This window comes from Pseudomonas coleopterorum (assembly GCF_900105555.1).
In the GTDB taxonomy this organism is placed as follows: Bacteria; Pseudomonadota; Gammaproteobacteria; order Pseudomonadales; family Pseudomonadaceae; genus Aquipseudomonas; species Aquipseudomonas coleopterorum.
On sequence record NZ_FNTZ01000001.1, the window covers coordinates 1,548,695 to 1,574,386 of the forward strand.

At 64.3% G+C, this 25,692-nt stretch carries 24 protein-coding genes and 1 riboswitch; of the genes, 18 read left to right on the forward strand and 6 right to left on the reverse strand.

The annotated features are described in order from the left end of the window. Positions 1 to 141: 141 nt before the first annotated feature. From BLV18_RS06875 to BLV18_RS06905, 7 genes are all read left to right on the forward strand, one after another. Complete coding sequence (locus tag BLV18_RS06875) at positions 142 to 861, forward strand: response regulator transcription factor (RefSeq protein WP_090357221.1); 720 nt, start codon at positions 142 to 144, stop codon at positions 859 to 861. Next, positions 858 to 2,219 (forward strand): HAMP domain-containing sensor histidine kinase, encoded by a 1,362-nt coding sequence (locus BLV18_RS06880; protein WP_090357223.1) that lies wholly within the window; start codon positions 858 to 860, stop codon positions 2,217 to 2,219. The genes BLV18_RS06875 and BLV18_RS06880 overlap by 4 nt, the downstream gene beginning before the upstream one ends. Before the next feature lie 81 nt (positions 2,220 to 2,300). Beyond that, a complete protein-coding gene (gene cysM, locus BLV18_RS06885; protein ID WP_056843139.1) occupies positions 2,301 to 3,203 on the forward strand; it encodes a cysteine synthase CysM in 903 nt (300 codons plus the stop codon). Then, the gene (gene rlmD / locus BLV18_RS06890) at positions 3,203 to 4,594 is read left to right on the forward strand and encodes a 23S rRNA (uracil(1939)-C(5))-methyltransferase RlmD (RefSeq protein WP_090357227.1); all 1,392 of its coding nucleotides are present in this window, start codon (positions 3,203 to 3,205) and stop codon (positions 4,592 to 4,594) included. The genes cysM and rlmD overlap by 1 nt, the downstream gene beginning before the upstream one ends. A 76-nt stretch (positions 4,595 to 4,670) precedes the next feature. Then, positions 4,671 to 6,914 (forward strand): GTP diphosphokinase, encoded by a 2,244-nt coding sequence (gene relA, locus BLV18_RS06895; RefSeq protein WP_049859052.1) that lies wholly within the window; start codon positions 4,671 to 4,673, stop codon positions 6,912 to 6,914. A 37-nt stretch (positions 6,915 to 6,951) separates the two neighbouring features. Continuing rightward, positions 6,952 to 7,785, forward strand: a complete 834-nt coding sequence (mazG, locus tag BLV18_RS06900) for a nucleoside triphosphate pyrophosphohydrolase (RefSeq protein WP_090357229.1) — start codon at positions 6,952 to 6,954, stop codon at positions 7,783 to 7,785. Between the two features lie 26 nt (positions 7,786 to 7,811). After that, positions 7,812 to 8,354 (forward strand): DUF2058 domain-containing protein, encoded by a 543-nt coding sequence (locus BLV18_RS06905; protein WP_090357231.1) that lies wholly within the window; start codon positions 7,812 to 7,814, stop codon positions 8,352 to 8,354. A gap of 54 nt (positions 8,355 to 8,408) precedes the next feature. Here the strand turns inward: BLV18_RS06905 and BLV18_RS06910 are convergent, their stop codons facing one another. The 5 genes from BLV18_RS06910 to purM form a co-directional block, all read right to left on the reverse strand. Beyond that, complete coding sequence (locus BLV18_RS06910) at positions 8,409 to 8,591, reverse strand: hypothetical protein (RefSeq protein WP_049859055.1); 183 nt, start codon at positions 8,589 to 8,591, stop codon at positions 8,409 to 8,411. 253 nt (positions 8,592 to 8,844) lie between these two features. After that, positions 8,845 to 10,203 carry a dicarboxylate/amino acid:cation symporter gene (locus BLV18_RS06915; RefSeq protein ID WP_090357233.1) on the reverse strand — a complete coding sequence of 453 codons (1,359 nt, stop codon included), beginning with the start codon at positions 10,201 to 10,203 and terminating at the stop codon, positions 8,845 to 8,847. Between the two features lie 331 nt (positions 10,204 to 10,534). After that, positions 10,535 to 11,245, reverse strand: coding sequence for a DUF3108 domain-containing protein (locus BLV18_RS06920; RefSeq protein WP_090357235.1), 711 nt, complete (start codon positions 11,243 to 11,245; stop codon positions 10,535 to 10,537). Between the two features lie 8 nt (positions 11,246 to 11,253). Continuing rightward, the gene (gene purN / locus BLV18_RS06925) at positions 11,254 to 11,901 is read right to left on the reverse strand and encodes a phosphoribosylglycinamide formyltransferase (protein WP_090357237.1); all 648 of its coding nucleotides are present in this window, start codon (positions 11,899 to 11,901) and stop codon (positions 11,254 to 11,256) included. Further along, on the reverse strand, positions 11,901 to 12,959 hold the full coding sequence (gene purM / locus BLV18_RS06930; protein ID WP_090357240.1) for a phosphoribosylformylglycinamidine cyclo-ligase: 1,059 nt from the start codon (positions 12,957 to 12,959) through the stop codon (positions 11,901 to 11,903). Before purM ends, purN begins: the two co-directional genes overlap by 1 nt. Before the next feature lie 275 nt (positions 12,960 to 13,234). Here purM and BLV18_RS06935 point away from each other — a divergent pair, with 275 nt between their 5' ends. The 5 genes from BLV18_RS06935 (at position 13,235) to BLV18_RS06955 (ending at position 17,906) form a co-directional block, all read left to right on the forward strand. Beyond that, positions 13,235 to 14,278 (forward strand): DUF2066 domain-containing protein, encoded by a 1,044-nt coding sequence (locus BLV18_RS06935; RefSeq protein WP_090357242.1) that lies wholly within the window; start codon positions 13,235 to 13,237, stop codon positions 14,276 to 14,278. Between the two features lie 95 nt (positions 14,279 to 14,373). After that, positions 14,374 to 15,447: an AI-2E family transporter gene (locus tag BLV18_RS06940; RefSeq protein WP_090357244.1), complete on the forward strand. Its 1,074-nt coding sequence runs from the start codon at positions 14,374 to 14,376 to the stop codon at positions 15,445 to 15,447. A gap of 152 nt (positions 15,448 to 15,599) precedes the next feature. Beyond that, positions 15,600 to 16,304: a DnaA regulatory inactivator Hda gene (hda, locus tag BLV18_RS06945; RefSeq protein WP_049859062.1), complete on the forward strand. Its 705-nt coding sequence runs from the start codon at positions 15,600 to 15,602 to the stop codon at positions 16,302 to 16,304. A 312-nt stretch (positions 16,305 to 16,616) separates the two neighbouring features. Further along, on the forward strand, positions 16,617 to 17,252 hold the full coding sequence (locus BLV18_RS06950) for a C40 family peptidase (protein WP_090357246.1): 636 nt from the start codon (positions 16,617 to 16,619) through the stop codon (positions 17,250 to 17,252). 108 nt (positions 17,253 to 17,360) lie between these two features. Then, entirely contained in the window at positions 17,361 to 17,906 is a 546-nt protein-coding gene (locus BLV18_RS06955; protein WP_049859064.1) for a C40 family peptidase, read from the forward strand. A gap of 39 nt (positions 17,907 to 17,945) precedes the next feature. On the opposite strand, the gene BLV18_RS06960 is transcribed toward BLV18_RS06955, so the two are convergent. Then, complete coding sequence (locus tag BLV18_RS06960) at positions 17,946 to 19,259, reverse strand: PQQ-dependent sugar dehydrogenase (RefSeq protein WP_090357248.1); 1,314 nt, start codon at positions 19,257 to 19,259, stop codon at positions 17,946 to 17,948. Positions 19,260 to 19,379: 120 nt separating this feature from the next. Next, positions 19,380 to 19,600: riboswitch (cobalamin riboswitch) on the forward strand. A gap of 152 nt (positions 19,601 to 19,752) precedes the next feature. Between BLV18_RS06960 and cobO the strand changes: the two genes are divergently transcribed. The 6 genes from cobO to BLV18_RS06990 are packed head-to-tail and all read left to right on the forward strand — an operon-like array spanning position 19,753 to position 25,692. Further along, entirely contained in the window at positions 19,753 to 20,364 is a 612-nt protein-coding gene (cobO, locus tag BLV18_RS06965; protein ID WP_049859066.1) for a cob(I)yrinic acid a,c-diamide adenosyltransferase, read from the forward strand. Beyond that, positions 20,361 to 21,695: a cobyrinic acid a,c-diamide synthase CobB gene (locus BLV18_RS06970; protein WP_090357250.1), complete on the forward strand. Its 1,335-nt coding sequence runs from the start codon at positions 20,361 to 20,363 to the stop codon at positions 21,693 to 21,695. Before cobO ends, BLV18_RS06970 begins: the two co-directional genes overlap by 4 nt. Continuing rightward, positions 21,692 to 22,339 (forward strand): 5,6-dimethylbenzimidazole synthase, encoded by a 648-nt coding sequence (bluB, locus tag BLV18_RS06975; RefSeq protein ID WP_090357253.1) that lies wholly within the window; start codon positions 21,692 to 21,694, stop codon positions 22,337 to 22,339. The genes BLV18_RS06970 and bluB overlap by 4 nt, the downstream gene beginning before the upstream one ends. Positions 22,340 to 22,350: 11 nt before the next feature. Continuing rightward, the gene (gene cbiB / locus BLV18_RS06980; RefSeq protein WP_167375977.1) at positions 22,351 to 23,244 is read left to right on the forward strand and encodes an adenosylcobinamide-phosphate synthase CbiB; all 894 of its coding nucleotides are present in this window, start codon (positions 22,351 to 22,353) and stop codon (positions 23,242 to 23,244) included. Then, on the forward strand, positions 23,237 to 24,229 hold the full coding sequence (gene cobD / locus BLV18_RS06985) for a threonine-phosphate decarboxylase CobD (protein WP_090357258.1): 993 nt from the start codon (positions 23,237 to 23,239) through the stop codon (positions 24,227 to 24,229). The genes cbiB and cobD overlap by 8 nt, the downstream gene beginning before the upstream one ends. Beyond that, a complete protein-coding gene (locus tag BLV18_RS06990) occupies positions 24,226 to 25,692 on the forward strand; it encodes a cobyric acid synthase (protein WP_090357260.1) in 1,467 nt (488 codons plus the stop codon). Before cobD ends, BLV18_RS06990 begins: the two co-directional genes overlap by 4 nt.

Consider the following 25,692-nt stretch of genomic DNA (forward strand, 5'->3'; position numbering starts at 1 on the left):
CGCCAGTCACGCGCACCGACGGCGGACCCGGGAGGGCAGTGCAACGCGGTCAGTGGGCGAACAGCGATCAGCAGAGGTTGCCTGCCGCGGCGCGATCTCCAATAATCCGCACTTGAGAATGACACCCAATAGCAGGCGAAAATGAATCCCGTCCAAGCAGGCGTCCATACCATCCTGGCCATCGAAGACGACCAGGTATTGGGCAGCTACGTTCATGAGCAGCTCGGGCGCTGCGGCTTTCAAGTGACCTGGTGCCAGAACGGCCGCGAAGGGCTGGCGCTGGCCGAGCGAAACCAGTTCGACGTGGTGCTGATGGACATCCTGCTGCCGGGCATGAACGGCCTGGATGTGCTGTACGCCCTGCGCCGCAGCTCGGCCACCCCGGTGATTCTGATGTCGGCGCTGGGCGCCGAAGCCGATCGCATCAGCGGCTTTCGTCGCGGTGCCGACGACTACCTGCCCAAGCCCTTCAGCATGGCCGAGCTGCAGGTGCGTGTGGAAGCCATCCTGCGCCGGGTGGCCATGGAGCGTCTGCGCGTGCAGCCGCGAGAGGACGTGGCGCGACAGGGCGAGCTGCATTTCTGCGAGCGCAGTGCCGATGTGTCGGTCAACGGCCAGCCGGCGGGGCTGACGCCTAGCGAATACCGTCTGCTCGATACCCTGCACCGTCAGCGCGAGGAAGTGCTGAGCAAACCCTTCCTTTATCAGCATGTGCTGCAGCGCGGCTATTCGCAGCACGATCGCAGCCTGGACATGCATGTCAGCCAGATACGCCGCAAGCTCAAGGCGTTGGGCTACCAGCGCCAGCAACTGCGCACGGTGTGGGGCAAGGGCTACCTGTTCGGCGGCGGCGAGGCATGAAGCTGCCCCATCGCCATTCGGTGTTCTGGAAGCTGTCGATACTGCTGGTCGCGTTCTGCCTGCTGATGATCTGGCTGAGCTGGTACTGGGGCCAGTACCTGCAGGAGCGCAACGCCTACCTGAGCGCCGACGCACGGCATGCCTTGCGCCAGTACGCGGCAGCGGCCGAGCAGGCCCATGGGCAAGGTGGACGAGCGGGGGTCGATGCCTGGCTTGCGCGGATGTCGGCGAGCGAGCCTGGTTTCATCGCCGTGGTGGGGTCTGATCTCACTTCCTTGAGCAGTCGACCACTGGACGCTGTACAACAGCAGCGCCTGACGTTCCTGCGCCATCTGGAGATGCCCATGAGTCGCCGTTCGCGGGGCGCGCCCTGGATGCAGATCCCCTTTATCGAGCATCCGGAGCAGGGGAGTCTGGTAATGGCCCTGCCGGAGCGCTTCACACCCGGTCGGCACGCCTGGTTATGGGCGTTGCTCACCAACGCGCTGGTTCCCGGCGTGTTCACCCTGTTGTTGTGCGTCGGGCTCTACCGCATGCTCATCGTGCCGCTGAACCAGTTGCGCGAGCAGGCCAACGCCTGGCGTGCCGATCAGCTCAACGCCCGCCTGAGCGCGAACACCACTGCCCGCAGCGATGAGCTCGGTGAGCTGGGGCGCGCCTTCGACCACATGGCCGAGCGGCTGCAAGGCACCGTTGCCCTGCAGCAGCAGATCCTGCGGGACCTGTCCCACGAGCTGCGCACACCCTTGAGCCGCCTGCGCGTGGCCTGTGAAGGTGAACTCGACGAGCAGCGCCTGCGCGAACGGCTGAGTCGCGAGATCGACGGCATGCAGCAGCTGGTCGAAGATACCCTGCAACTGGCCTGGCTGGATGCCGAGCGCGCGCCGCTGGCCAGCGAAGCGATCCAGGTGCAGGCGCTGTGGGACATGCTGGCGGAGAATGCCTGCTTCGAAAGCCAGTGGCCGGCCCGCCAACTGCACTGCGAAGTCGACGCCGATTGCTGGGTTCAGGGCAATCTCGACAGCCTGGCCCAGGCGCTGGAAAACCTCTTGCGCAATGCCATTCGTCACTCGCCCAGCGCCGGTCGCGTGACCTTGAGTGGTCAGCGTGATGGCGATCACTGGCTGTTGTGGCTGGAAGACGAGGGCGGGGGTGTCGCCGAGGCCGACCTGCAGAGAATCTTCGATCCCTTCACGCGCCTCGACGGATCGCGGCCCGGCGACGGGGGGTTCGGCCTCGGGCTGAGCATTGCGCGCAATGCCCTGACCCGCCAGGGCGGTGCATTGTGGGCACAGAATACCGCGCGTGGCCTGCGGCTGAACATGCGCTTGCCCGCTGCTTATGCTTTCACGCTATAAGGTGCGCACTTTGCGTGATATGGGTATCCAGCGTTTGCCGGTATGATAGGCGACCCCCGCAGTCCGGATTGCGAATACGCCATGACCCCGCAGTACCTAACGATCGCCGACTGCGTCGGCAACACGCCGCTGGTGCGCCTGCAGCGCCTGGCCGGTGAGACCAGCAACACCTTGCTGCTCAAGCTGGAAGGCAACAACCCGGCCGGTTCCGTGAAGGACCGCCCGGCGCTGTCGATGATCAGCCGCGCCGAAGAGCGTGGGCAGATCCAGCCCGGCGACACCCTGATCGAAGCGACCTCCGGCAATACCGGCATCGCGCTGGCCATGGCCGCGGCGATCAAGGGCTACAAGATGATCCTGATCATGCCCGACAACTCCACGGCCGAACGCAAGGCCGCGATGACCGCCTATGGCGCCGAGCTGATCCTGGTCACCCGCGAGCAAGGCATGGAAGGCGCGCGCGACCTGGCCGAACGCATGCAGAGCGAAGGGCGCGGCAAGCTCCTCGACCAGTTCGCCAACGGCGACAACCCCGAGGCGCACTATCGCAGCACCGGCCCCGAGATCTGGCAGCAGACCGCAGGCACCGTGACCCATTTCGTCAGTTCCATGGGCACCACCGGCACCATCATGGGCACCTCGCGCTATCTCAAGGAGCAGAACCCTGCGGTGCAGATCGTCGGCCTGCAACCCATGGAAGGCGCTGCCATTCCAGGTATCCGCCGTTGGCCGGAACAGTACCTGCCGCGCATCTATCAGGCCGACCGGGTCGACCGGATCATCGACATGGCGCAACAGGAAGCCGAGGACATGACCCGCCGCCTGGCCCGTGAAGAAGGCATCTTCTGTGGCGTGTCTTCCGGTGGCGCCGTGGCCGGCATGCTGCGCCTGTCGCGGGAAGTGAGCAATGCGGTCATCGTCGCGATCATCTGCGATCGCGGTGATCGCTACCTGTCCAGCGGCATCTTCGACGCACCCAACTGATGGCCAGAACCAAACCTGGCCTGCGCTTCCAGCCGACAGGCGGAACCCGTGCGCCGCAAGTGCCGACCGGCAAGAAACAGCGCCTGCCGATCGAGCGCCTGGCCAGCGACGGACGCGGCATCGCCTTTTTCGAAGGGCGCACCTGGTTCGTCAGCGGCGCTCTGGCCGGTGAGCAGGTCGAGGCCCGGGTGCTCAACGCCCACGGCAAGATCGTCGAAGCGCGCTGCGAGCGCGTACTGGTCGCCAGCGAGCTGCGCCGCCCGGCGCCGTGTCCGCATTTCGGCACCTGTGGTGGCTGCAGCCTTCAGCACCTGCCCCATGATCAGCAGTTGGCCCTCAAGCAGCGCCTGCTCGCCGAGCAGCTGTCGCGCGTGGCCGGCATCGAGCCGCAGGAGTGGGCTGCGCCGCTGAGCGGGCCCGAGCTGGGCTATCGCCGGCGTGCTCGGCTGGCCGTGCGTTGGGACCCCAAGGCCCGTCACCTGGCGGTGGGATTCCGCGCGGCGGCGAGCCAGGATATCGTCGACATCACCCAGTGCCAGGTGCTGGTACCTGCCCTGCAACCGGTCGTCGAACAGCTGCCGACGCTGCTGCGCAGCTTTGCCAAGCCCCAGGTGATCGGCCACGTCGAGCTGTACGCAGGGACTTCACTGGCGCTGCTGCTTCGCCACACCGCCGCGCTGGCCGATACTGACCTGCAAGCGCTGAAGGCTTTCTGCGCCGCCGCGAGCCTGCAACTGTGGCTGCAGGGCGAAGGCGAGCCAGCGCCCGTGCAGGCGGACGCCTCGCTGGGCTTCGCCCTGGCGCCCTGGAGCCTTGAGCTGGCCTACCGGCCGGCCGACTTCGTCCAGGTCAATGCGGCGGTCAACGACGCAATGATCGCGCAGGCGCTGGACTGGCTGGCGCCCACCCCCCAGGAGCGGGTCCTTGACTTGTTCTGCGGGCTGGGCAACTTCGCCTTGCCGCTGGCCCAGCGCTCGCGTGAGGTGGTGGCAGTCGAAGGGGTCGCGGCCATGGTGCAGCGGGCTGCCGACAACGCCGCCAGCAACAATTTGCATAACACTGACTTTTACCAGAGCGACCTGTCGCAGCCTCTGGACGCCGCCGAGTGGGCCCGCGAGGGTTTTTCTGCGGTACTCTTGGATCCACCTCGAGATGGCGCGTTCGAGGTGGTGCGCACGATCCGTGCACTGGGTGCGCAACGCTTGGTGTATGTCTCCTGTAACCCGGCAACTTTGGCCCGCGACACGGTCGAATTGTTGAGGCAGGGCTACAGGCTAAAACGAGCCGGGATCCTCGACATGTTTCCGCAGACCGCGCATGTCGAGGCCATGGCGTTATTTGAAGCGGGCCAGGACGGCCCGTCCAATCCGACTGGCGCGCGAAACGCCTGATCGATGCCGGCCCAGCATCGGTCATAGCCAGCGACTGTTGATGCGCTTCGGCGTGTTGTAGGGAAAGGTAAGCAACATGGTACAGGTGAGAGCACACCAGCCGATCAATACGGACGGCAGTATCAATCTCGATGCATGGCTGGATCATATCGTCAGCGTCGATCTGGTGCTGGATCGCGAAGCCCTGAAGCAGGCCTGTGAATTCGCCCAGGCCGCCGAGCTGCAGGGCAACCCGGCCCAGCACTCCTGGGCCGACGGCACCTCCTGTTTCCAGGCGGGCCTGGAGATCGCCGAAATCCTCGCCGATCTCAAGCTCGACCAGGATTCATTGATGGCCGCAGTGATCTACCGGGCCGTCCGCGAGGGCAAGGCCAGCCTTGAAGACGTCGGCCGACGCTTCGGCAGCACCGTGTCCAAGCTCATCGACGGCGTGCTGCGCATGGCCGCCATCAGCGCCAGCCTCAGCCCGCGACAGTCCATGGTGCTGGGCTCGCAGGTGCAGGTCGAGAACCTGCGCAAGATGCTCGTGGCCATGGTCGACGACGTCCGCGTCGCATTGATCAAGCTCGCCGAGCGCACCTGCGCGATCCGCGCGGTGAAAGGCGCCGACGATGAAAAACGCAACCGGGTCGCGCGCGAGGTGTTCGACATCTACGCGCCACTGGCGCATCGCTTGGGCATCGGCCACATCAAGTGGGAGCTCGAAGACCTTTCGTTTCGCTACCTGGAGCCCGATCAGTACAAGCAGATCGCCAAGCTGCTGCACGAACGCAGGCTGGATCGCGAGCGCTTCATCACCGAGGTGATGAGCCAGTTGCACAACGAGCTGCTCGAGACCGGGGTCAAGGCCGACATCAGCGGGCGGGCGAAACACATCTATTCCATCTGGCGCAAGATGCAGCGCAAGGGCCTGGAATTCAGCCAGATCTACGATGTGCGCGCAGTGCGCGTGCTGGTCCCGGAAATGCGCGACTGCTATACCGCGCTGGGGATCGTCCACACGCTGTGGCGGCACATTCCCAAGGAGTTCGACGACTACATCGCCAACCCCAAGGAAAACGGCTATCGCTCGCTGCACACGGCGGTGATCGGTCCCGAGGGCAAGGTGCTGGAAGTGCAGATCCGCACCCACGCCATGCACGAGGAAGCCGAGCTGGGCGTCTGCGCGCATTGGCGCTACAAGGGCACCGACGTCAAGTCCACCTCCAACCAGTACGAAGAAAAGATCTCCTGGTTGCGCCAGGTCCTGGAATGGCACGAGGAGCTGGGCGATATCGGCGGCCTGGCCGACCAGTTGCGGGTCGACATCGAGCCTGACCGGGTCTACGTGTTCACCCCCGACGGCCACGCCATCGACCTGCCCAAGGGCGCGACCCCGCTGGACTTCGCCTACCGCGTGCACACCGAGATCGGCCACAACTGCCGTGGCGCCAAGATCAACGGCCGCATCGTCCCGCTCAACTACAGCCTGAACACCGGCGAGCAGGTCGAGATCATCACCAGCAAGCACGGCACGCCCAGCCGCGACTGGCTCAACTCCAACCTCGGCTACGTCACCACGTCCCGGGCGCGGGCCAAGATCGTCCACTGGTTCAAGCTGCAGGCACGCGACCAGAACGTCGCCGCCGGCAAGTCGCTGCTGGAGCGCGAACTCAGCCGCCTGGGCCTGCCCCAGGTCGACTTCGATCAGCTTGCCGAAAAAGCCAACCACAAAGGCGCCGAAGACATGTTCGCCGCCCTGGGTGCAGGCGATCTGCGCCTGGCCCATCTGGTCAATTCGGCGCAGCAACTGGTCGAGCCCGAGCGCGGCAATGAGCCGGTGGAACTGGTCACGCGCAAGGCCACCGGCTACAAGCCGGGCAAGCGCGGCGATATCCAGATCCAGGGCGTGGGCAACCTGATGACGCAGATGGCCGGCTGCTGCCAGCCGCTGCCCGGCGATGCCATCGTCGGCTACATCACTCAGGGGCGCGGTGTGAGCATCCACCGCCAGGATTGCGCCTCTGTGCTGCAGCTTGGCGGTCGCGAGCCGGAGCGCATCATCCAGGTCAGCTGGGGGCCGGTGCCGGTGCTGACCTATCCGGTCGACATCATCATCCGCGCCTACGACCGCTCGGGCCTGCTGCGCGACGTCTCGCAGATCCTGCTCAACGAGCGGATCAACGTGCTGGCGGTCAACACCCGCTCGAACAAGGAAGACAACACCGCGCTGATGTCGCTGACCATCGAGATCCCCGGCCTGGACGCCCTCGGGCGCCTGCTCGGCAGGATCTCGCAGCTGCCGAACATCATCGAGACACGGCGTAACCGCACGCCGTGAATTCGCGGATCCCGACACCTCTGCAACGAGTCCGAGCATGCACACACTGCAAGACCTGCTCAACCTCATGGCCCGGCTGCGTGACCCGCAGCACGGTTGCCCGTGGGATGTGAAGCAAACCTACGCCAGCATTGTCCCGTTCACCCTGGAAGAAGCCTACGAAGTGGCCGATGCCATCGAGCGCGAAGACTTCGAGCACCTCAAGGGCGAGCTCGGCGATCTATTGTTCCAGGTGGTCTATTACAGCCAGCTGGCGCGCGAGGAGGGCCGCTTCGAATTCGACGGCGTGGTCGACGGTATCACCCGCAAGCTGATTCGACGCCACCCCCACGTGTTCCCCACCGGCGATCTATACGCCGCGCTGGATACGCCGCGCCTGGACGAACACCAGGTCAAGCAACGCTGGGAAGAGATCAAGGCCCAGGAACGCGCGGAAAAAGGCGGGGTGGGTGAGCAGTTGTCCCTGCTCGATGACGTACCTGCCGCGCTGCCCGCTCTTGCGCGCGCAGCCAAGTTGCAGAAGCGCGCGGCGATGGTCGGCTTCGACTGGCCAGGGCCGTTACCGGTGCTGGACAAGGTCCGCGAAGAATTGGACGAAGTGCTTCAGGCCATGGCCGCAGACGATGCACCGGCAGTCGCCGAGGAAATCGGTGACCTGCTGTTCAGCGTGGTCAATCTGGCTCGTCACCTCAAGGTGGATCCGGAGAACGCCCTGCGCGGCGCCAACGTCAAGTTCGACCGGCGCTTCCGTTTCATCGAGCAGGCATTGCGCGACACCCACCGCAACATCGAAGATTGCACCCTGGAAGACATGGACGCCCTGTGGGGCGAGGCCAAACGTCAGGAACAGAATCTGCCCAGCTGTGGCTGAGCCGTTTTATAAGTGAGCAGAACACCATGAGCCTTTCCCTCCGCGACCAATTGTTGAAAGCTGGACTGGTCAACCAGAAGCAGGTCAAGCAAGTCAGCAAGGACAAGCAGAAACAGAAGCGCCTGGAGAACAAGGGCCAGGTCGAAATCGACGACACGCAGAAGCGCATCGCCCAGGAAGCCATGGCCGAGAAGGCGCGCCGCGACCAGGAGCTCAATCGCCAGCAGCAGGAGAAGGTCGAGGAGAAGGCACGCGCTGCCCAGGTCAAGCAACTGATCGAAGCGACCCGCCTGCCCAAGCTGGCTACCGAGGACTACTACAACTTCGTCGACGACAAGAAGGTCAAGCGCCTGTCGGTCAATAACCTGATGCGCAGCAAGCTGAGCAACGGTTCGCTGGCCATCGTCCAGCATGGAGGTGGCTACGAGGTTATCCCGCGCGAGGCTGCGCTCAAGGTGCAGGAACGCGCGCCGCAGCGCATCGTCATGCTCAACGTGGCGACCGAAGAAGTCGACTCGGCAGAAGATCCGTACGCCGCCTACAAGATTCCGGACGACTTGATGTGGTAACCCACTGAAACGACAAACCCCGCCTGAGCGGGGTTTTTCTTGCGCGGCGAACGGTCAATTCGAAGCGCGTTGGCTTTCGAGTGTTTCCAGTTCGTTCTTGTAGCTCTGAGCGTCGTTCTCGTTGTGGAACATCCCCACCAACAAGTCCTGTTGATAGACATCCCAGATCTGGATGCCTGCCGCCACGCCTTCGTGGGACATGTGGGCTTCGTCGCGTTCGGTCACTTTTACTGTCATGGGAAAGCTCCTGTCTCGAATAGCTGCCTCGAAGATCTGCACGTGGCGTGTGCAGGTCTTTGTTATAGATTTGAGTAGCTTGCTAAGTAAACAGACGATTTCTGCAACAGTTTTTTACCGAACTAGAGACAATCCGCAAACGCCCGTACGACGTGCCCTGCGGCGGATTGTCGCAGCGAGTTCACGGCGGTGAAACAAATTTCATCCAATAAAAAACCCATCCGAAGATGGGTTTTTTCAGTTCGACAGCCGGTCAGCGCAGGGTAGTGCCCTGAGTCGTGGTGTCCTGGACCGGATCGCGGCCTTCGGCCACGCCCAGATCATCTTCCGGACGACCATCGACGATGCCACGGCCACCGGAAGCCAGTTCGGTCTGCAGGACTTTCTCGTCCAGCTCGCCTACCCACTTGGCAACCACCAGGGTGGCGACAGCGTTACCGACCAGGTTGGTCAGTGCACGTGCTTCGGACATGAAGCGGTCGATACCCAGGATCAGCGCCAGGCCGGCCACCGGCAGTTGGCCTACGGCCGACAGGGTGGCGGCCAGCACGATGAAGCCCGAACCGGTGACGCCGGCTGCGCCTTTGGAGGACAGCAGCAGTACCAGCAGCAGGGTGATCTGGTGGGTGATGTCCATGGTGGTGTCGGTCGCCTGAGCGATGAACACGGCGGCCATGGTCAGGTAGATCGAGGTACCGTCCAGGTTGAACGAATAGCCAGTCGGGATCACCAGGCCTACCACGGATTTCTGTGCACCCAGGCGTTCCATCTTGATCAGCATGCGTGGCAGTGCCGATTCCGAGGAGGAAGTGCCCAGAACGATCATCAGCTCTTCACGGATGTAGCGGATGACCTTGATCACGCTGAAGCCGTGGGCGCGGCAGATGGCGCCCAGCACCAGCAGCACGAACAGTACGCAGGTGACATAGAAGCAGATCATCAACTGGCCCAGCTGCACCAGCGAACCCACGCCGTAGGCACCGATGGTGAAGGCCATGGCACCGAACGCGCCGAGCGGGGCCAGCTTCATGATCATGTTGATGATGTTGAACATGGCGTGCGCGAAGCGATCGATCAGGTCCAGCAGCGGCTTGCCGTAGGCACCCAGGCGATGCAGGGCGAAGCCGAAGATCACCGAGAACATCAGCACCTGAAGGATATCACCGTTGGCGAAGGCGCCGACGATGGTGTTCGGGATCACGTTGAGGATGAAGCCGACGATGCTCTGGTCAGCGCCTGCCGAGACATAGCTGGCAATCTTGCTGGCGTCCAGGGTCGATACGTCGACGTGCATGCCAGCACCGGGCTGGACCACGTTAACCACGACCAGGCCGATGATCAGTGCCAGGGTCGAGACGATTTCGAAGTACAGAAGGGCGTAGCCACCGGTCTTGCCGACCGACTTCATGCTCTGCATACCGGCGATACCACTGACCACGGTGCAGAAGATGATAGGGGCGATGACCATCTTGATCAGCTTGATGAAGCCGTCGCCGAAAGGCTTGAGCTTGACCGCGAACTGAGGGTAGAAGTGGCCGATCAGGATACCGATGATGATCGCGACGATCACCTGGAAATACAGCGATTTGTACAGTGGCTGACGAGTCGTCATTTGCAAGTTCCTCAAGTGTATCGCCTGGCACCCGTTCCGGAGTGGTCGCGACACCTAAAGCACGAACCCTCCTGTCTGGAGGGATTTGTTGTGGGCGAGTTGCGCATTGGCAGGCCTCTGCCGACTGTATTGCAGGTGCCGTGCCATAGTTGCGTACTGATGGCCACAGCGCGAGTGGCTGCGGCCTAGGCAGGGGTATGGTTGTCGTCACATAGCTGTACAAGTGGCGGGAATCCGCCCCAGTCGCCCCTGAAGAGCCTGCGCATGGCGGATATCCGCCCACAAAAAAGGGCCCAGCAGGGCCCTTTTCGTTTCAGTGCTATACAGCTGCTCAGCTGCCTTTCACCGATTTGCCGTCCACCGTGCCGTCCAGCAGCATGATGTTGTATTCCTTGCCATCGGTTTCCACCTGTTGCAGGCGTACCAGCAGGTAGTCCCAGTCCTTGGCGAACCAGAGCACGGTGATGCGCTTGCTCTGCGTGGGGTCACGCACACGCTCGACCTTGATCGCGTCGACCTGACCCGCCTTGGTCTCGACCTTTTCGGTGCCCAGCACGCGGAAATCGTAGGTGTCGATCTCGTCGCCATCGACCACCTGATAGCTCATGCTCTTCTTGCCGGCGGCCACGTCGTGTTGCAGGGCCAGCTGGTAAGTGGACTTGTCCAGTACGCCGTTGTTGAGCGGCAGGTTGATCGGATCGCCACGGTCGGTACCGGTGACTTTCTTGGCTGCCCAGTCGAAGTCCAGGTCGACCTTGCGGGCCTTGCCCAGGCCGCCACGTTCGAAGGTGTAGGTTTCCGGCAGCATGGCCTCTTTGTCGACACGCAGGGTGCTGACTTCGGTCAGGCTGGCGATCATCATCGAGGCCTTGAAGGCCAGGGTCCAGTCGCCACTGGCGTTCTTGCTCAAGCTGCGCTCGGCAGTGCCGCTCATGGGCAACTGCTTCCAGTCGGCGGTGTAGCTGGCGGAAAAAGGCTTGAGCTCTGCGGCATGGACCGGAAGGGCCAGCAGGGCAGCGGCGAAGAGCAGGGCGCGACGCATATAAACTCCTAGGGTCGAATCAAATGGCCACAAGCCGGCAGGGGCTGGCCATCGAGCAGTGCACCGTGTTCGTCGAGGCGCACACGGCCTTCGGCGAACCAGCGCACTGCCAGCGGGTAGATCTGGTGTTCCTGGCTATGCACCCGGTGCGCCAGGGTCTCTGGCGTGTCGGTCGACTGTACCGGAATCACTGCCTGTACGACCAGTGGTCCGCCATCGAGTTCCTCGGTGACGAAGTGCACGCTGCAGCCGTGCTCGGCATCACCTGCCTCGAGGGCGCGGCGGTGGGTATGCAGGCCTTTGTAGCGCGGTAGCAGGGAGGGATGGATGTTGAGCAGACGGCCGTGATAGTGGCGCACGAAGGACGGGCTGAGAATGCGCATGAAGCCGGCCAGCACCACCAGGTGCGGCTGGTACTGATCGATGAGATCGATCAGGGCCGCATCGAAGGCTTCGCGGTCGGCGAAACCCTGATGCTCCAGCACCCGTGCCTCGATGCCTGCATCGCGGGCGCGCTGCAGGCCGAGCGCATCGGCGCGATTGGAAATCACCGCGGCGATGCGGGCGGGGTGGCCCGCCTGCATGCTGTCCAGCAACGCCTGCAGATTACTGCCGGTGCCTGACAGCAGCACCACTACGTTACAGGTCGAAGGCATCAGTGAGCCTTGAGGTTCTTCAGTTCGACCTGAGCGGCGCCTTCGGCGGCCTGGGCGATTTCACCGATGACCCACGGCTGCTCGCCGGCACTGCGCAGGGAGGCCAGGGTCTTCTCGACGTCGGCCTGAGCCACGCAGATGACCATGCCGACACCGCAGTTCAGCACGCGGTGCATTTCGTGCTCATCGACATTGCCCTGCTGCTGCAGCCAGTCGAACACGGCAGGACGCTGCCAGCTGGCGACGTCGACCACGGCCTGGGCACCTTTTGGCAGAACGCGCGGGATGTTGTCGAGCAGGCCGCCACCGGTGATGTGGGCCATGGCCTTGACGGCGCCGGTGTCCTTGATCAGTTGCAGCAGCGGCTTGACGTAGATGCGGGTGGGCGCCATCAGCAGGTCGGTCAGCGGCTTGCCGTCGAGCTGGACGTTCTCGATGTCGGCACCGGCGACTTCGATGATCTTGCGGATCAGCGAATAGCCGTTGGAGTGTGGGCCCGAGGAGGGCAGGGCGATCAGCGCGTCGCCGTTGGCGACCTTGCTGCCGTCGATGATCTCGGCCTTCTCGACCACGCCTACGCAGAAGCCGGCCAGGTCGTAGTCTTCGCCTTCGTACATACCCGGCATTTCGGCCGTCTCGCCGCCCACCAGGGAGCAGCCGGCCAGTTCGCAACCGGCGCCGATACCGGTGACCACGGTGGCAGCGGTGTCGACGTTGAGCTTGCCGGTGGCGTAGTAGTCGAGGAAGAACAACGGCTCGGCGCCGCACACCACCAGGTCGTTGACGCACATGGCGACCAGGTCGATGCCGATGCTTTCATGGCGGTCGAGGTTCAGCGCCAGACGCAGCTTGGTGCCCACGCCGTCGGTGCCCGACACCAGTACGGGCTGCTTGTAGCCGGCCGGGATTTCGCACAAGGCACCAAAACCGCCCAGGCCGCCCATGACCTCCGGGCGCGCGGTGCGCTTGGCGACGCCTTTGATGCGTTCGACCAATGCTTCACCGGCGTCGATGTCTACACCGGCGTCCTTGTAGCTCACGGAGGGTTTATTGCTCATGATCCAGGCCTTTAAAGGAGGGAGTCGGGGGAGTCGACCGTCGTCGATCCACGAAGGCGCGCGATTTTATCAGGCTTGCCCGAACGTCACCAGCGCGGTTCGCCGGTTGTGCCCTTGCCGGCCCCGGGTCGGCCGCAGCCAAGGGGCGCGCGGGCATGCTACATTGTGTTCCCAGATATTGTGTGCCGAGATATTGTGCGTCGAGATCGACCACTGAGCTTTTTGCCGATTGCACGGTCACAGCCACAATCCGCTATTACCGTCGGGAAACGTCCATGCGTCTGCGCCACTGCCTGCTAGCCACTTGTATCACCTTGTCGAGCGTTCAGCTTCACGCCGAAACCATCAGCAACCTGTATCAGGTGCGCGAGCCTGTGGCCAGCCAGACGCCCGAGGAGCGTACCCAGGCCACGCAGCGGGCGCTGGAGACCCTGGTGCTGCGCCTGACCGGTGATGCCAAGGCGATTGCCAACCCCGGCCTGGCCAGCGTGCGCCAGGATCCGCAGCAGATCATCAGCCAGTATGGCTACGACGCCGGCCCGCCTGAGTCGCTGCAGGTCGATTTCGACATTGCCAGTACCGATAACGCCTTGCGCTCGGCCGGCCTGCCGACATGGGGCAGCAACCGCCCTTCGATCCTGGGCTGGTGGTTGAGCGACAGCGTCGAGGGGAGCAGCCTGGTTGGCGACGGGCAATCGGCCGCCGAGCCGCTGCGCCGTGCGGCTCAGCACCGCGGCCTGCCGTTGCGCCTGCCCCTGGCCGATCTCGGCGAGCAGGGCGTCGGCACCGCACAGAACATCGAGGCCAGCGATTCGGCAGCGCTGCGCAGCGCTTCCGAGCGGTACGGCGCCGATGCTCTGCTGGCCGTACATGCCCGTGAAGAAGAGGGCAAATGGTCGGGCACCTGGCGCCTGTGGCTGGGCAACCAGCGTGAGCAGGGCAAGGCCGAGGGCGCGGATCAAGCGGCCCTTGCCGATGCCGTGCTCCTGGCCGTCAGCCAGCGTTTGGCCACGCGCTTCGTCGCCAAACCCGGCGCCAGCACCGAAATGACCCTGGCGGTGGAAGGCATGAACCTGGAGCGTTACGCGCAGATGGGTCGCCTGCTTGAGTCCTACGGTGCGCGAGTGCGTACCGTGGACGGCGACAAGGTGATCTATCGCGTGACCGGCAGCGCCGAACAACTGCGCGCCCAGCTGGGTCTGGCCAAATTGCAGGAAGTGCCGTACCAGGCGCCGGTCGTACCGGTCGATGCCCAAGCCGCTCCCGGCGCACCGGCACCGGCGGCGCAACCCTCACCGGACCTGAACTTCCGCTGGTAAGTGGTCGAGAAAATGCGCCGCCGCTCGTGTGGCGCATTCGTTTCTCGCTGACTGAATCCGCTTTCAATCTCTTCTATATATAGCTGAGCTGCCTGATGACTGATATGCGCCGTTGGTTCTGGCTGGGGGCAGTGCTGCTGCTCTGCGTCTTTCTTTATGTGCTGCACCCGATTCTCTCGCCGTTCCTGGTGGGTATCCTGCTGGCCTATCTGGCCGATCCACTGGTCGACAAGCTGGAGAAATGGAAGTTGTCGCGCACCTGGGGCGTGGTGGTGGTGTTCGCCCTGTTCACGCTGCTGTTGGTCCTGGCGCTGCTGGTGCTGATTCCCATGCTCGCCAAGCAGCTCGTCAGCCTGTATCAGATGGCCCCGCAGATGCTCGACTGGCTGCAGCACACAGCGCTGCCGTGGGTGCAAACTCGACTGGGTCTGGCCGAAGGCTTCTGGAAGTTCGACCAGATCAAGGCTGCCATCAGCAGTCACATGGGGCAGACGACCGACATGGTCGGAGTGATCCTGTCCCAGGCCACCGCCTCGGGGCTGGCGCTGATGGCCTGGCTGGCCAACTTCGTGTTGATTCCGGTGGTGGCGTTCTACCTGCTGCGCGACTGGGACCTGATGATGGCGAAGATCCGCAGCCTGCTCCCGCGCCAGCGCGAAGGGCAGATCGTACGCCTGGCTGGCGAGTGTCACGAGGTGCTCGGCGCGTTCGTGCGCGGGCAGTTGCTGGTGATGTTGGCCCTGGGCGTGATCTATGCCACCGGGTTGATGCTGGTGGGGCTGCAACTGGGCCTGTTGATCGGCGTCGTGGCGGGGCTCGCGGCCATCGTGCCGTACATGGGCTTCGTCATCGGCATCGGTTCGGCGATCATCGCCGGGCTGTTCCAGTTCGGTCTGGATCCTTTCCACCTGATTGCCATCGTGGCCGTGTTCATGATCGGCCAGGCGCTCGAAGGCATGGTGCTGACGCCCCTGCTGGTGGGTGATCGCATCGGCCTGCATCCGGTGGCGGTGATCTTCGCCATCCTGGCCGGCGGCGAGCTGTTCGGTTTCACCGGTGTGCTGCTGGCCTTGCCGGTGGCGGCGGTGATCATGGTGCTGGTACGGCATATGCACGACCTGTACAAGGACTCGGACATCTATGCCGGTTCCGAGGATCCAGACCTCTGAATGCGACTGGCCGCCGGGGCCTTCAGAGGCCCCGGTAAACCGTTGATTTATCAAGCAGTGTTGCGCATTGTGCGGCTGCTCGGGCAGGTATAGACTTTGCACACTTCACATTGAGGCCCGTTGCAGCTCGATCCCAGAGCTGTTCAGCCAGCATGAAACCGATTCAGCTGCCCCTAGGTGTGCGTCTGCGGGATGACGCGACCTTCATCAATTACTACCCAGGCGCCAATGCCGCGGCACTCGGCTACGTCGAGCGCCTGTGCGAAGCCGAGGCCGGGTGGACCGAAAGCCTGATCTACCTGTGGGGCAAGCATGGGGTAGGGCGCACCCATTTGTTGCACGCTGCCTGCCTTCGGTTCGAGCAGTTGGGCGAACCGGCGGTGTACCTGCCCCTGGCCGAGCTGCTCGATCGCGGTGTGGGCATTCTCGATGACCTGGCCCAGTACGAGCTGGTCTGCCTGGATGACCTGCAGGTGGTGGCCGGCAAGCCGGAATGGGAAGAGGCCCTGTTCCACCTGTTCAACCGCCTGCGCGACAGCGGCCGCCGTTTGCTGATCGCCGCCTCTCACTCGCCTCGCGAACTGCCGGTGAAGCTCGCCGACCTCAAGTCCCGCCTGACCCTGGCTTTGATCTTCCAGATGCGTCCGCTGTCCGACGAGGACAAACTGCGCGCCCTGCAATTGCGTGCGTCGCGTCGCGGTCTGCACCTGACCGACGAGGTCGGGCATTTCATTCTCACCCGCGGCACGCGCAGCATGAGCGCGCTGTTCGACCTCCTGGAGCGTCTCGACCAGGCCTCGCTGCAGGCGCAGCGCAAGCTGACCATCCCCTTCCTCAAGGAAACGCTGGGCTGGTAGTCGGGCGGCTCGATTCAACCGCTCTATGACCTGTTTCATGGATGTTCCATTCGGTTCTAACGGAACTTGCACACCCGGTTTATCTGTATACCTGTCCAGTTCCCGTGATGGCTATGTGCGACCATTTATCGCCCAATGATTCCGGGGATTTTGGGCCATTACCGTGCAAACGCCCATCCGCCGGGCTGCAAAACGGGGCGTTAGATGTCAGCATAATTCTCCGGAGTCACATTTCGTTCGATTGAATTTGCAAATAATCGCCAGACGGGTATAGTCGCCACTTCTCAACTATTCCTTGTCACGGTCGTGCCCATGCTCAATCGCTTAGCACCCCTCGTGCCCATCGCACTGTTGACCCTTCTGGTCGGTTGCGCGGCGCAAGCCCCGGTCTCCCAGCAGCAGGTCCTGGACCCGGTCACCGCCGTCCAGCCGCATCAATCCCCCTCGAAGGCCTCGCTGGTTTTCGAAGACGAAATCACCACCGAAGACGAACTGGCCCAGTTCGACGGCAGCAAGGCCTACAGCCTGCCGATCCTGGCCGACAGCATTCTGGAGCGTGGCAAATCCCTGATCGGCACCCGCTACCGTTTCGGTGGCACAGACAAGGCGTCGGGTTTCGATTGCAGCGGTTTCATCGGTTATCTGTTTCGCGAAGAGGCGGGCATGAACCTGCCGCGTTCGACCCGCGAGATGATCAACGTCAAGGCGCCCCTGGTCGCACGCAACAAGCTCAAGCCGGGTGATCTGCTGTTCTTCAGCACCAATGGCCGCGGTCGTGTCAGCCATGCCGGCATCTACCTGGGTGATGACCAGTTCATTCACTCCAGCAGCCGCCGCAGCGGTGGTGTACGAGTCGACAGCCTGGGCGACAGCTACTGGAGCAAGACCTTCATCGAGGCCAAGCGGGCCTTGGCCATGGCGCCTGCCACGATGATCTCCAGCAAATAACAGACGCAGCGCAACGAAGCGGCGGTGAGGTGAAAACCTCAGCGCCGTTTGTGTTTTCGGGTAATGAATCTAGTCTATTACGGCAGTTGGCTCAGGATGGTTCGGTACATGTCTACCCAGGCACGCGTTTTCGCTTCAATCGCAATGGCCGCCATCCTCGCTGGGTGCGCCAGCGCGCCTCCGGCCAAAGTGGTGAGGCCCAAGGTCATCAATCCGATCGTCAAGAACCCGAACAACGACATGGTCGGCGCTGCCGACGACGTGCTGTTTCGGGCATTGGGATTGGTAGGTACACCGTACCGCTGGGGGGGTAATACACCCGACTCGGGCTTCGACTGCAGCGGCCTGATCAGCTTCGTCTACCGCGACGCCGCCGGCATCGCGTTGCCGCGCTCGACTCGGGAAATGATCGTCATGCGCTCCCCCGATGTCGACCAGTCCCACCTGCAGTCCGGTGACCTGGTGTTTTTCGCCACCAGCGGCGGCTCGCAGGTCAGCCACGCGGGGATCTATGTGGGTGAGGGACGTTTCGTGCACGCACCGTCGAGTGGCGGTACGGTCAAGCTCGATTACCTGAACAAGCCCTATTGGCAGAAAGCCTACCTCAACGCCAAGCGGGTGTTGCAACCCGGCCAGTTGGCCCGCAACCCGTGACGGCAACAGGGCGAGTCTCCTCGCCCTGTTCAATCCACATCACTTGGCGGCAGTGACTCGCCAGATCTTGTTGCCCACATCGTCTGCAACCAGTACTCCACCCTTGTGATCGGGCAATACCGCGACCGGGCGACCCATGGCCTTCTCGTCTGAATTGAGAAAGCCGCTCAGCAGATCGATCGGTTGACCGCTCGGCTTGCCGTCCACGAACGGTACGAACACCACCTTGTAACCACTGTGCGGCTTGCGGTTCCAGGAGCCATGCTGGCCAATCAGGGCGCCGGTGGTGAAAGGTGCGGGCAAGCCACTGCCGTCGGCGAAACTCAGGCCCAGCGAAGCGGTGTGCGGGCCGACTGCGTAATCGGGAGCAATGGCCTTGGCCACCAGCTCAGGATTCTGCGGCTCGACGCGCACGTCTACGTGCTGACCGTAGTAACTGTAGGGCCAGCCATAGAAGCCACCGTCCTTGACCGAAGTGATGTAGTCAGGCACCAGGTCGCTGCCGATTTCGTCACGTTCGTTCACGGCTGTCCACAGCTTGCCCGTCTTCGGTTCCCAGGCCATGCCGTTGGGGTTGCGCAAGCCGGAGGCGAAGATGCGGTGCTGGCCGGTGGCAGCGTCCACTTCCCAGATCGCTGCACGACCTTGTTCCTGATCCATGCCGTTTTCGCCAACGTTGCTGTTCGAGCCGACGGTGACGTACAGCTTCTTGCCGTCGGGGCTGGCGATGACGTTCTTGGTCCAGTGGTGGTTGAGCGTGCCGCCCGGCAGGTCAACGACTTTCTCGCCCGCGCCGCTGATCGAGGTGGCGCCGTCGGTGTACTTGAAGCGCAGCAGCTTGTCGGTGTCCGCCACATAGAAGTCGTTGCCGACCAGGGTCATGCCGAAGGGCGAGTTGAGGTTGGTGATGAAGACCGTGCGAGTTTCGGCCACACCGTCACCGTCCTTGTCGCGCAACAGGGAAATCCGGTTGGCGCTGGGCACGCCCGCGCCGGCGCGGCTCATCACCTTCTCCATGACGAAGCCACGTATGCCTTTGCTGTCGTCCGGCTTGGCCGGGGAGTTGGTTTCAGCCACCAACACGTCCCCGTTGGGCAGCACGTACAGCCAGCGTGGGTGGTCCAGGTCCGCGGCGAAGGCGGCCACTTGAGTACCGGGCGCCGCCGTGGGCTTGCCCCCTTCGGCCCAGCCGATGGCCGGTGCGATGTTGACGGTGGGGATCAGGGTCTTGTTGGGTTCGGGCAGTTTGGGCGAGGGCCCGGTCCCGTCGCTGACCTGCAACGATGACGTTTCACCACAGGCGGCGAGGCCGGCTGCCAGCAGGATCAATGTAGCGAGGCGGGTCTTGTGCATGGTCGGGCTCTCTGAGGTTTTGTTCACACAGGGTAGAGGCGTCGGGTCTGGGCAAGGTTCAACCGCGTTGTCCGTCAGCAGCGGTGGTGGATCAATTGACGCTCCGGGCGCAACCCTCTAACCTGCGCGGCTGTTCCAGGTGCTCGGCGATCAGGCGATCGACCCGAGTGAAACAGGGAAGCCGGTGCGCAGCGTTTACGCGCCATGCCGGCGCTGCCCCCGCAACGGTAGACGAGTCAAGGCTGCACACGATGCCACTGAAGCGATTCGGGAAGGCGTGTCGCCTGGGTGTACAGACCCCGCTCGTGAGCCCGGAGACCGGCCTGGCGCATTTTTTACGGCTCGTTGCAGATCCCACGATGGCGTGGGCCTGGGGCGTGCCCTGATCCATCTTCTGTCGCGCGGGGAGAGCGGCATTGACGTTCACTGTCCGGCCAGTTGGCCGCGGTGTCGCGTCGATGCCGCCTGCGCGCAGGTGTAGCGGAGAGCCACCATGAACGAAACAGCCGAGCGCGACGCCCGTCACCTGGCGCGCATGCTGCGCAAGAAAGCCGTGATCGACGAACGCATCGCCAACTCCCCCAACCAATGTGGCTTGCTGCTGGTGCTCAGCGGCAACGGCAAGGGCAAGAGCAGCTCGGCTTTCGGCATGCTCGCGCGGGCCATGGGCCACGACCTGCAGTGCGGCGTGGTGCAATTCATCAAGGGGCGCAACAGCACCGGCGAGGAGCTGTTCTTCCGACGCTTTCCCGAGCAGGTGCGCTACCACGTGATGGGCGAAGGCTTCACCTGGGAAACCCAGGATCGCCAGCGTGACATCGCGGCGGCCGAAGCGGCCTGGGAAGTCTCCAGGCAACTGCTGCGCGATCCAGCCATTGGCCTGGTGGTGCTCGACGAACTCAATATCGCGCTCAAGCACGGGTATCTCGACCTGGACACCGTGCTGAGCGATCTGCAGGCGCGTCCACCCATGCAGCATGTGATCGTCACCGGCCGTGGCGCCAAGCCCGAGCTGATCGAGCTGGCCGACACGGTGACCGAAATGGGCATGATCAAGCATGCTTTCCAGGCTGGCATCCGTGCCCAGAAGGGCATCGAGCTATGACCGAACCGCGCCAGTGCCCGGCGGTGCTGATCGCCGCGCCGGCCTCCGGGCAGGGCAAGACCACCGTCACCGCCGCTCTGGCGCGCCTGCATCGCAATCAGGGCCGCCGCGTGCGGGTGTTCAAGTGTGGCCCGGATTTTCTCGATCCGATGATCCTGGCCAGGGCCAGCGGTGCTCCGGTCTATCAATTGGACATGTGGATGGTCGGCGAGCAGGACAGCCGGCGGCTGCTGTGGGAAGCGGCCGAGGAAGCCGACATCATCCTCATCGAGGGCGTCATGGGGCTGTTCGACGGTACACCCTCGAGCGCTGACCTGGCGCGCCATTTCGGTGTTCCCGTGCTGGCGGTGATCGACGGCACGGCCATGGCGCAGACTTTCGGCGCCCTGGCGCTGGGTCTGGCCTGTTACCAGCCTGACCTGCCGTTTGCCGGGGTTTTGGCCAACCGTGTCGGCACCGTGCGCCATGCGCAGTTGCTCGAAGGCAGCCTGACCCAGGGGCTGCGCTGGTACGGGGCCTTGTCCCGGGAAACCGGGATCGAATTGCCCAGCCGCCATCTGGGGTTGGTGCAGGCCAGCGAGCTCAACGATCTGGACACCCGTCTGGATGCCGCGGCCGCAGCCCTTGCGCAGACATGCCAAGTGGCCTTGCCGCCCGCGGTCACGTTCGCCGTCCCGGTCGAACACCCAGTTGCGCGCCTGCTCGACGGCGTGCGCATCGCCGTGGCCCGCGATGCCGCTTTCGCCTTCGTCTATGACGCCAGCCTCGATGTACTACGCGACATGGGCGCCGAGCTGGTGTTCTTCTCGCCGCTGCACGATGCGCAGCTGCCAGCGTGCGACAGCCTTTACCTGCCCGGTGGCTACCCGGAGCTGCATCACCTGGTGCTCGCCGCCAATGCTTCGATGCTCGCCGACATTCGTGCCCATCACGCAGCGGACAAACCGCTGTTGGCCGAATGCGGCGGCATGCTTTACCTGCTCGACGCGCTGACCGATGTCGACGGCGCCCGCGCCGAGCTGCTGGGGTTGCTGCCGGGCGAGGCGGTCATGCAGAAACGCCTGGCCGCCCTGGCGTTGCAAGCGGTCGAGCTGCCTGAGGGCGTCCTGCGCGGGCACACCTACCACCATTCGCTGACCAGTACCGAACTGCAGCCGATCGCGCGTGGCGTGAGCCCCAATGGCGGTCGTGGCGCCGAGGCGGTTTACCGCCAGGGGCGGATGACGGCCTCCTACGTGCATTTCTATTTCCCGTCCAATCCGGCGGCGGTGGCCGGGCTGTTCGCCCCCGCTGATTGCGCGCGTGCAACCGAGCATCGGGACGCGTCATGAATCAGCCCTACAGCGACAGCGAGCGCGCCGCCATCTACCGGGTCATTGCCGAACGCCGCGACATGCGCCACTTCATCGGCGGCAGCGTGCCTCCCGCGCTGCTCGCCCGCTTACTGGCAGCTGCCCATCAAGGACCCAGTGTCGGCCTGATGCAGCCGTGGCGCTTCGTCCGCATCAGCGACCGGGCCCTGCGCGGGCGCATCCAGGCCCTGGTCGAAGAGGAGCGGCTGCGCACCGCGCAGGCCATGGGCGAGCGCTCCGACCAGTTCATGCAGCTCAAGGTCGAGGGCATCAATGACTGCGCCGAGGTGCTGGTGGCCGCGCTGATGGACGATCGCGAGCGCCATGTGTTCGGCCGTCGGACCTTGCCGGAAATGGACCTGGCCTCGGTCTCCTGCGCCATCCAGAACCTGTGGCTGGCCGCACGCGCCGAAGGCCTGGGCATGGGCTGGGTATCGCTGTTCGACCCTCAGGCCCTGGCCGAGGTGCTGGGCATGCCCGCCGGGGCCAAGCCGGTGGCGGTGCTGTGCCTGGGGCCGGTCGAGCAATTCTACGAAGCGCCCATGCTGGAACTGCAGGGCTGGGCGGCAGGCCAGCCACTCGAACAGATGCTGTACGAAAACCAGTGGGGAACATCGTTGTGAGTATCGCGTTGATGACGGTCGCCGGGGTGGCGCTCGATGCCCTCCTGGGCGAGCCGCGCAAGCACCATCCGCTGGTGGCTTTCGGCCGTCTGGCCAATCGCATCGAAACACGCTTCAACCGCGCCGGGCGTGGCTGGCGCAGCCACGGCGTCACCGCCTGGTTCCTGGCCGTGGTGCCCCTGACCCTGCTGGCCACGGTGCTGTCCTGGCTGCCGCTGGTGGGCTGGCTGGTCGAGATTTTCGCGCTGTACCTGGCGCTGGGCATGCGCAGCCTGGGTGAACACGTGATGCCCGTGGCCCAGGCGCTGCGCAGCGACGACCTGGACGCTGCGCGTCACCGAGTCGGCTACCTGGTCAGCCGCCAGACCGAAGCGCTCGACGCCGAAGCGGTGGCCCGCGCCGGTACCGAATCGGTGCTGGAAAACGGCAGTGACGCCGTGTTCGCGGCCATCTTCTGGTTCGTCGTGGCCGGCGCCCCTGGCGTCGTTCTCTACCGGCTGAGCAATACGCTGGACGCCATGTGGGGCTATCGCAACGAGCGTTTCGAGCGCTTTGGCTGGGCCGCGGCGCGGATCGACGACGTGCTCAACTACATTCCGGCGCGCCTGGTCGCGCTCACCTACGCAGTCCTGGGCAAGACCCGCCTGGCCCTGCGTTGCTGGCGGCATCAGGCGCCGCAATGGGACAGCCCCAACGCCGGCCCGGTGATGGCGGCAGGCGCCGGCGCGCTCGGTGTGCAGCTGGGTGGCCCGGCGATCTACCACGGCGAACTGCATGAGCGCGCCGTGCTGGGCGAAGGCGTGCCGGCCGATGCCGACGCCATCGAGCGCGGTTGGAACCTGGTCCGGCACGGCGTCTGGCTATGGCTGCTGGTACTGTGCCTGGGAGGCTTGATCGATGCTTGAACACGGAGGGCGCTTGCGTCAGGCAGTGCTCGATTACGGCATTGCCGAAGCGGACTGGGTCGACCTGTCCACCGGTATCGCCCCCTGGGCGTTCCCCATTCCCGACATCGCGCCCCGCGCCTGGGCCCGGCTGCCGGAAAACGACGACGGCCTGGAAGACGCTGCACGCGGCTATTACGGCTTCCAGCACGTGCTGCCGGTGCCGGGTTCGCAGGCGGCGATCCAGACACTGCCACGCCTGCGTCGCAGCGGTCGGGTAGGGGTGCTGTCGCCGTGTTACGCCGAACACGCCGAAGGCTGGCGCCAGGCTGGGCATGTGGTGCGGGAAATCAACGAGGAGGAAGTCGAACACTTCATCGACAGCCTCGACGTGCTGGTCGTGGTCAATCCGAACAACCCGACCGGGCGGTTGCTGTCCACCGAGCGGCTGCTGGCCTGGAACGCCCGGTTGAACTGTCGCGGCGGCTGGCTGGTGGTCGACGAGGCCTTCATGGACAACACGCCGCAGGGCAGTCTGGCCCGGCACGGTGTGCAGCCCGGACTGATCGTGCTGCGCTCGTTCGGCAAGTTCTTCGGCCTGGCAGGCGTGCGCCTGGGCTTCGTTCTGGGCGAGCCGCGCCTGCTGAGGTCGCTGGCCGACCTGATCGGGCCCTGGGCCGTCAGCGGTCCGACACGACGATTGGGCCAGGCGTGCCTGCTCGACAAGGCGGCACAGCGTGCCCAGATTGCCCGCTGCGCGCAGGCCAGTGAGCGCCTGCTGCGGTGCCTGCAACATCACGGCCTGGCGCCTCAGGGCGGCTGCGCGCTGTTCCAGTCGGTATCGTGCGCGCAGGCCGAGCACCTGCAGGGGTTTCTGGCCCAGCGTGGCATTCTGGTGCGGCTGTTCAAACAGGACTGCCGCCTGCGCTTCGGCCTGCCCGCCGACGAGGGTGACTGGACGCGACTCGATGCTGCCCTGAGCGACTATCGGGAGCACCTGGCATGAGCACATTGATGGTCCAGGGCACGACGTCCGATGCCGGCAAAAGCACCCTGGTCACCGCGCTGTGCCGCTGGCTGACCCGCCAGGGTGTCGCCGTGGTGCCGTTCAAGCCGCAGAACATGGCCCTCAACAGCGCGGTGACCGCCGACGGCGGCGAGATCGGTCGCGCCCAGGCCGTGCAGGCCCAGGCCGCGTACCTTGAGCCGCACACCGATATGAACCCGGTGTTGCTCAAGCCCAACAGCGACACCGGTGCCCAGGTGATCATTCACGGCCGTGCCGTGACCACCATGAACGCGGTCGCCTATCACGACTACAAGGCCATCGCCATGCAGGCGGTACTGGCGTCGCACCAGCGTTTGAGCGACACGTACGATGTGGTGATGGTCGAAGGCGCCGGGTCGCCGGCCGAGATCAACCTGCGCGCCGGCGACATCGCCAACATGGGCTTTGCCGAAGCGGTCGACTGCCCGGTGCTGCTGATCGCCGACATCAACCGTGGCGGCGTCTTCGCCCATCTGGTCGGCACCCTGGAATTGCTGTCGCCCAGTGAGCAGGCCCGAGTGCAGGGCTTCATCATCAATCGCTTTCGCGGCGACATCGCCTTGCTCCAACCTGGCCTGGATTGGCTGGAAGCCCGCACCGGCAAGCCAGTGATCGGTGTGCTGCCCTACGTCATGGACCTGCACCTGGAAGCCGAAGACGGCCTGGATCGGCGTCAGTCGGGCAAGGCCGACACCGTGCTCAAGGTGATCGTGCCGGTGCTGCCACGCATCAGCAACCACACCGATTTCGATCCGCTGCGCCTGCATCCGCAGGTCGATCTGCAGTTCATCGGCGCAGGTGACGATATCCCCCCTGCTGACCTGATCATCCTGCCCGGCTCCAAGAGCGTGCGCGCCGATCTGGCCCACCTGAGGGCCCAGGGTTGGGAAGAAGCGATCACCCGCCATCTGCGTTACGGCGGCAAGGTGCTGGGGATCTGCGGCGGACTGCAGATGCTCGGCACGCGCATCGATGACCCCTTGGGGCTCGAAGGCGCCGCCGGTTCCAGTGCAGGCCTGGGCCTGCTGGAGTTCACTACCCAATTGCATGCCGAAAAACAGCTGCGCAACGTCACTGGCCTACTGAGCCTCGAACAGGCTGCCGTCAGCGGCTACGAGATTCACGCCGGCGTCACCGTCGGCGCGGCGCTCGAGCGTCCGGCCGTGCAACTGAGTGATGGTCGGCGCGACGGCGCGATCAGCGCGGACGGGCAGATCCTGGGCACGTACCTGCATGGACTGTTCGAAGCGCCCCAGTCGTCCGTGGCACTGCTGCGCTGGGCGGGGCTCGCCGACGTGCAATCGGTGGACTACCACGCGCTGCGCGAAGCGGACATCGAGCGCCTGGCCGATCTGGTCGAGCGGCATCTGGACACCGCTCGCCTGCGTGAACTGTGTAGCCTGCCCGGCGGGAGTGACTGA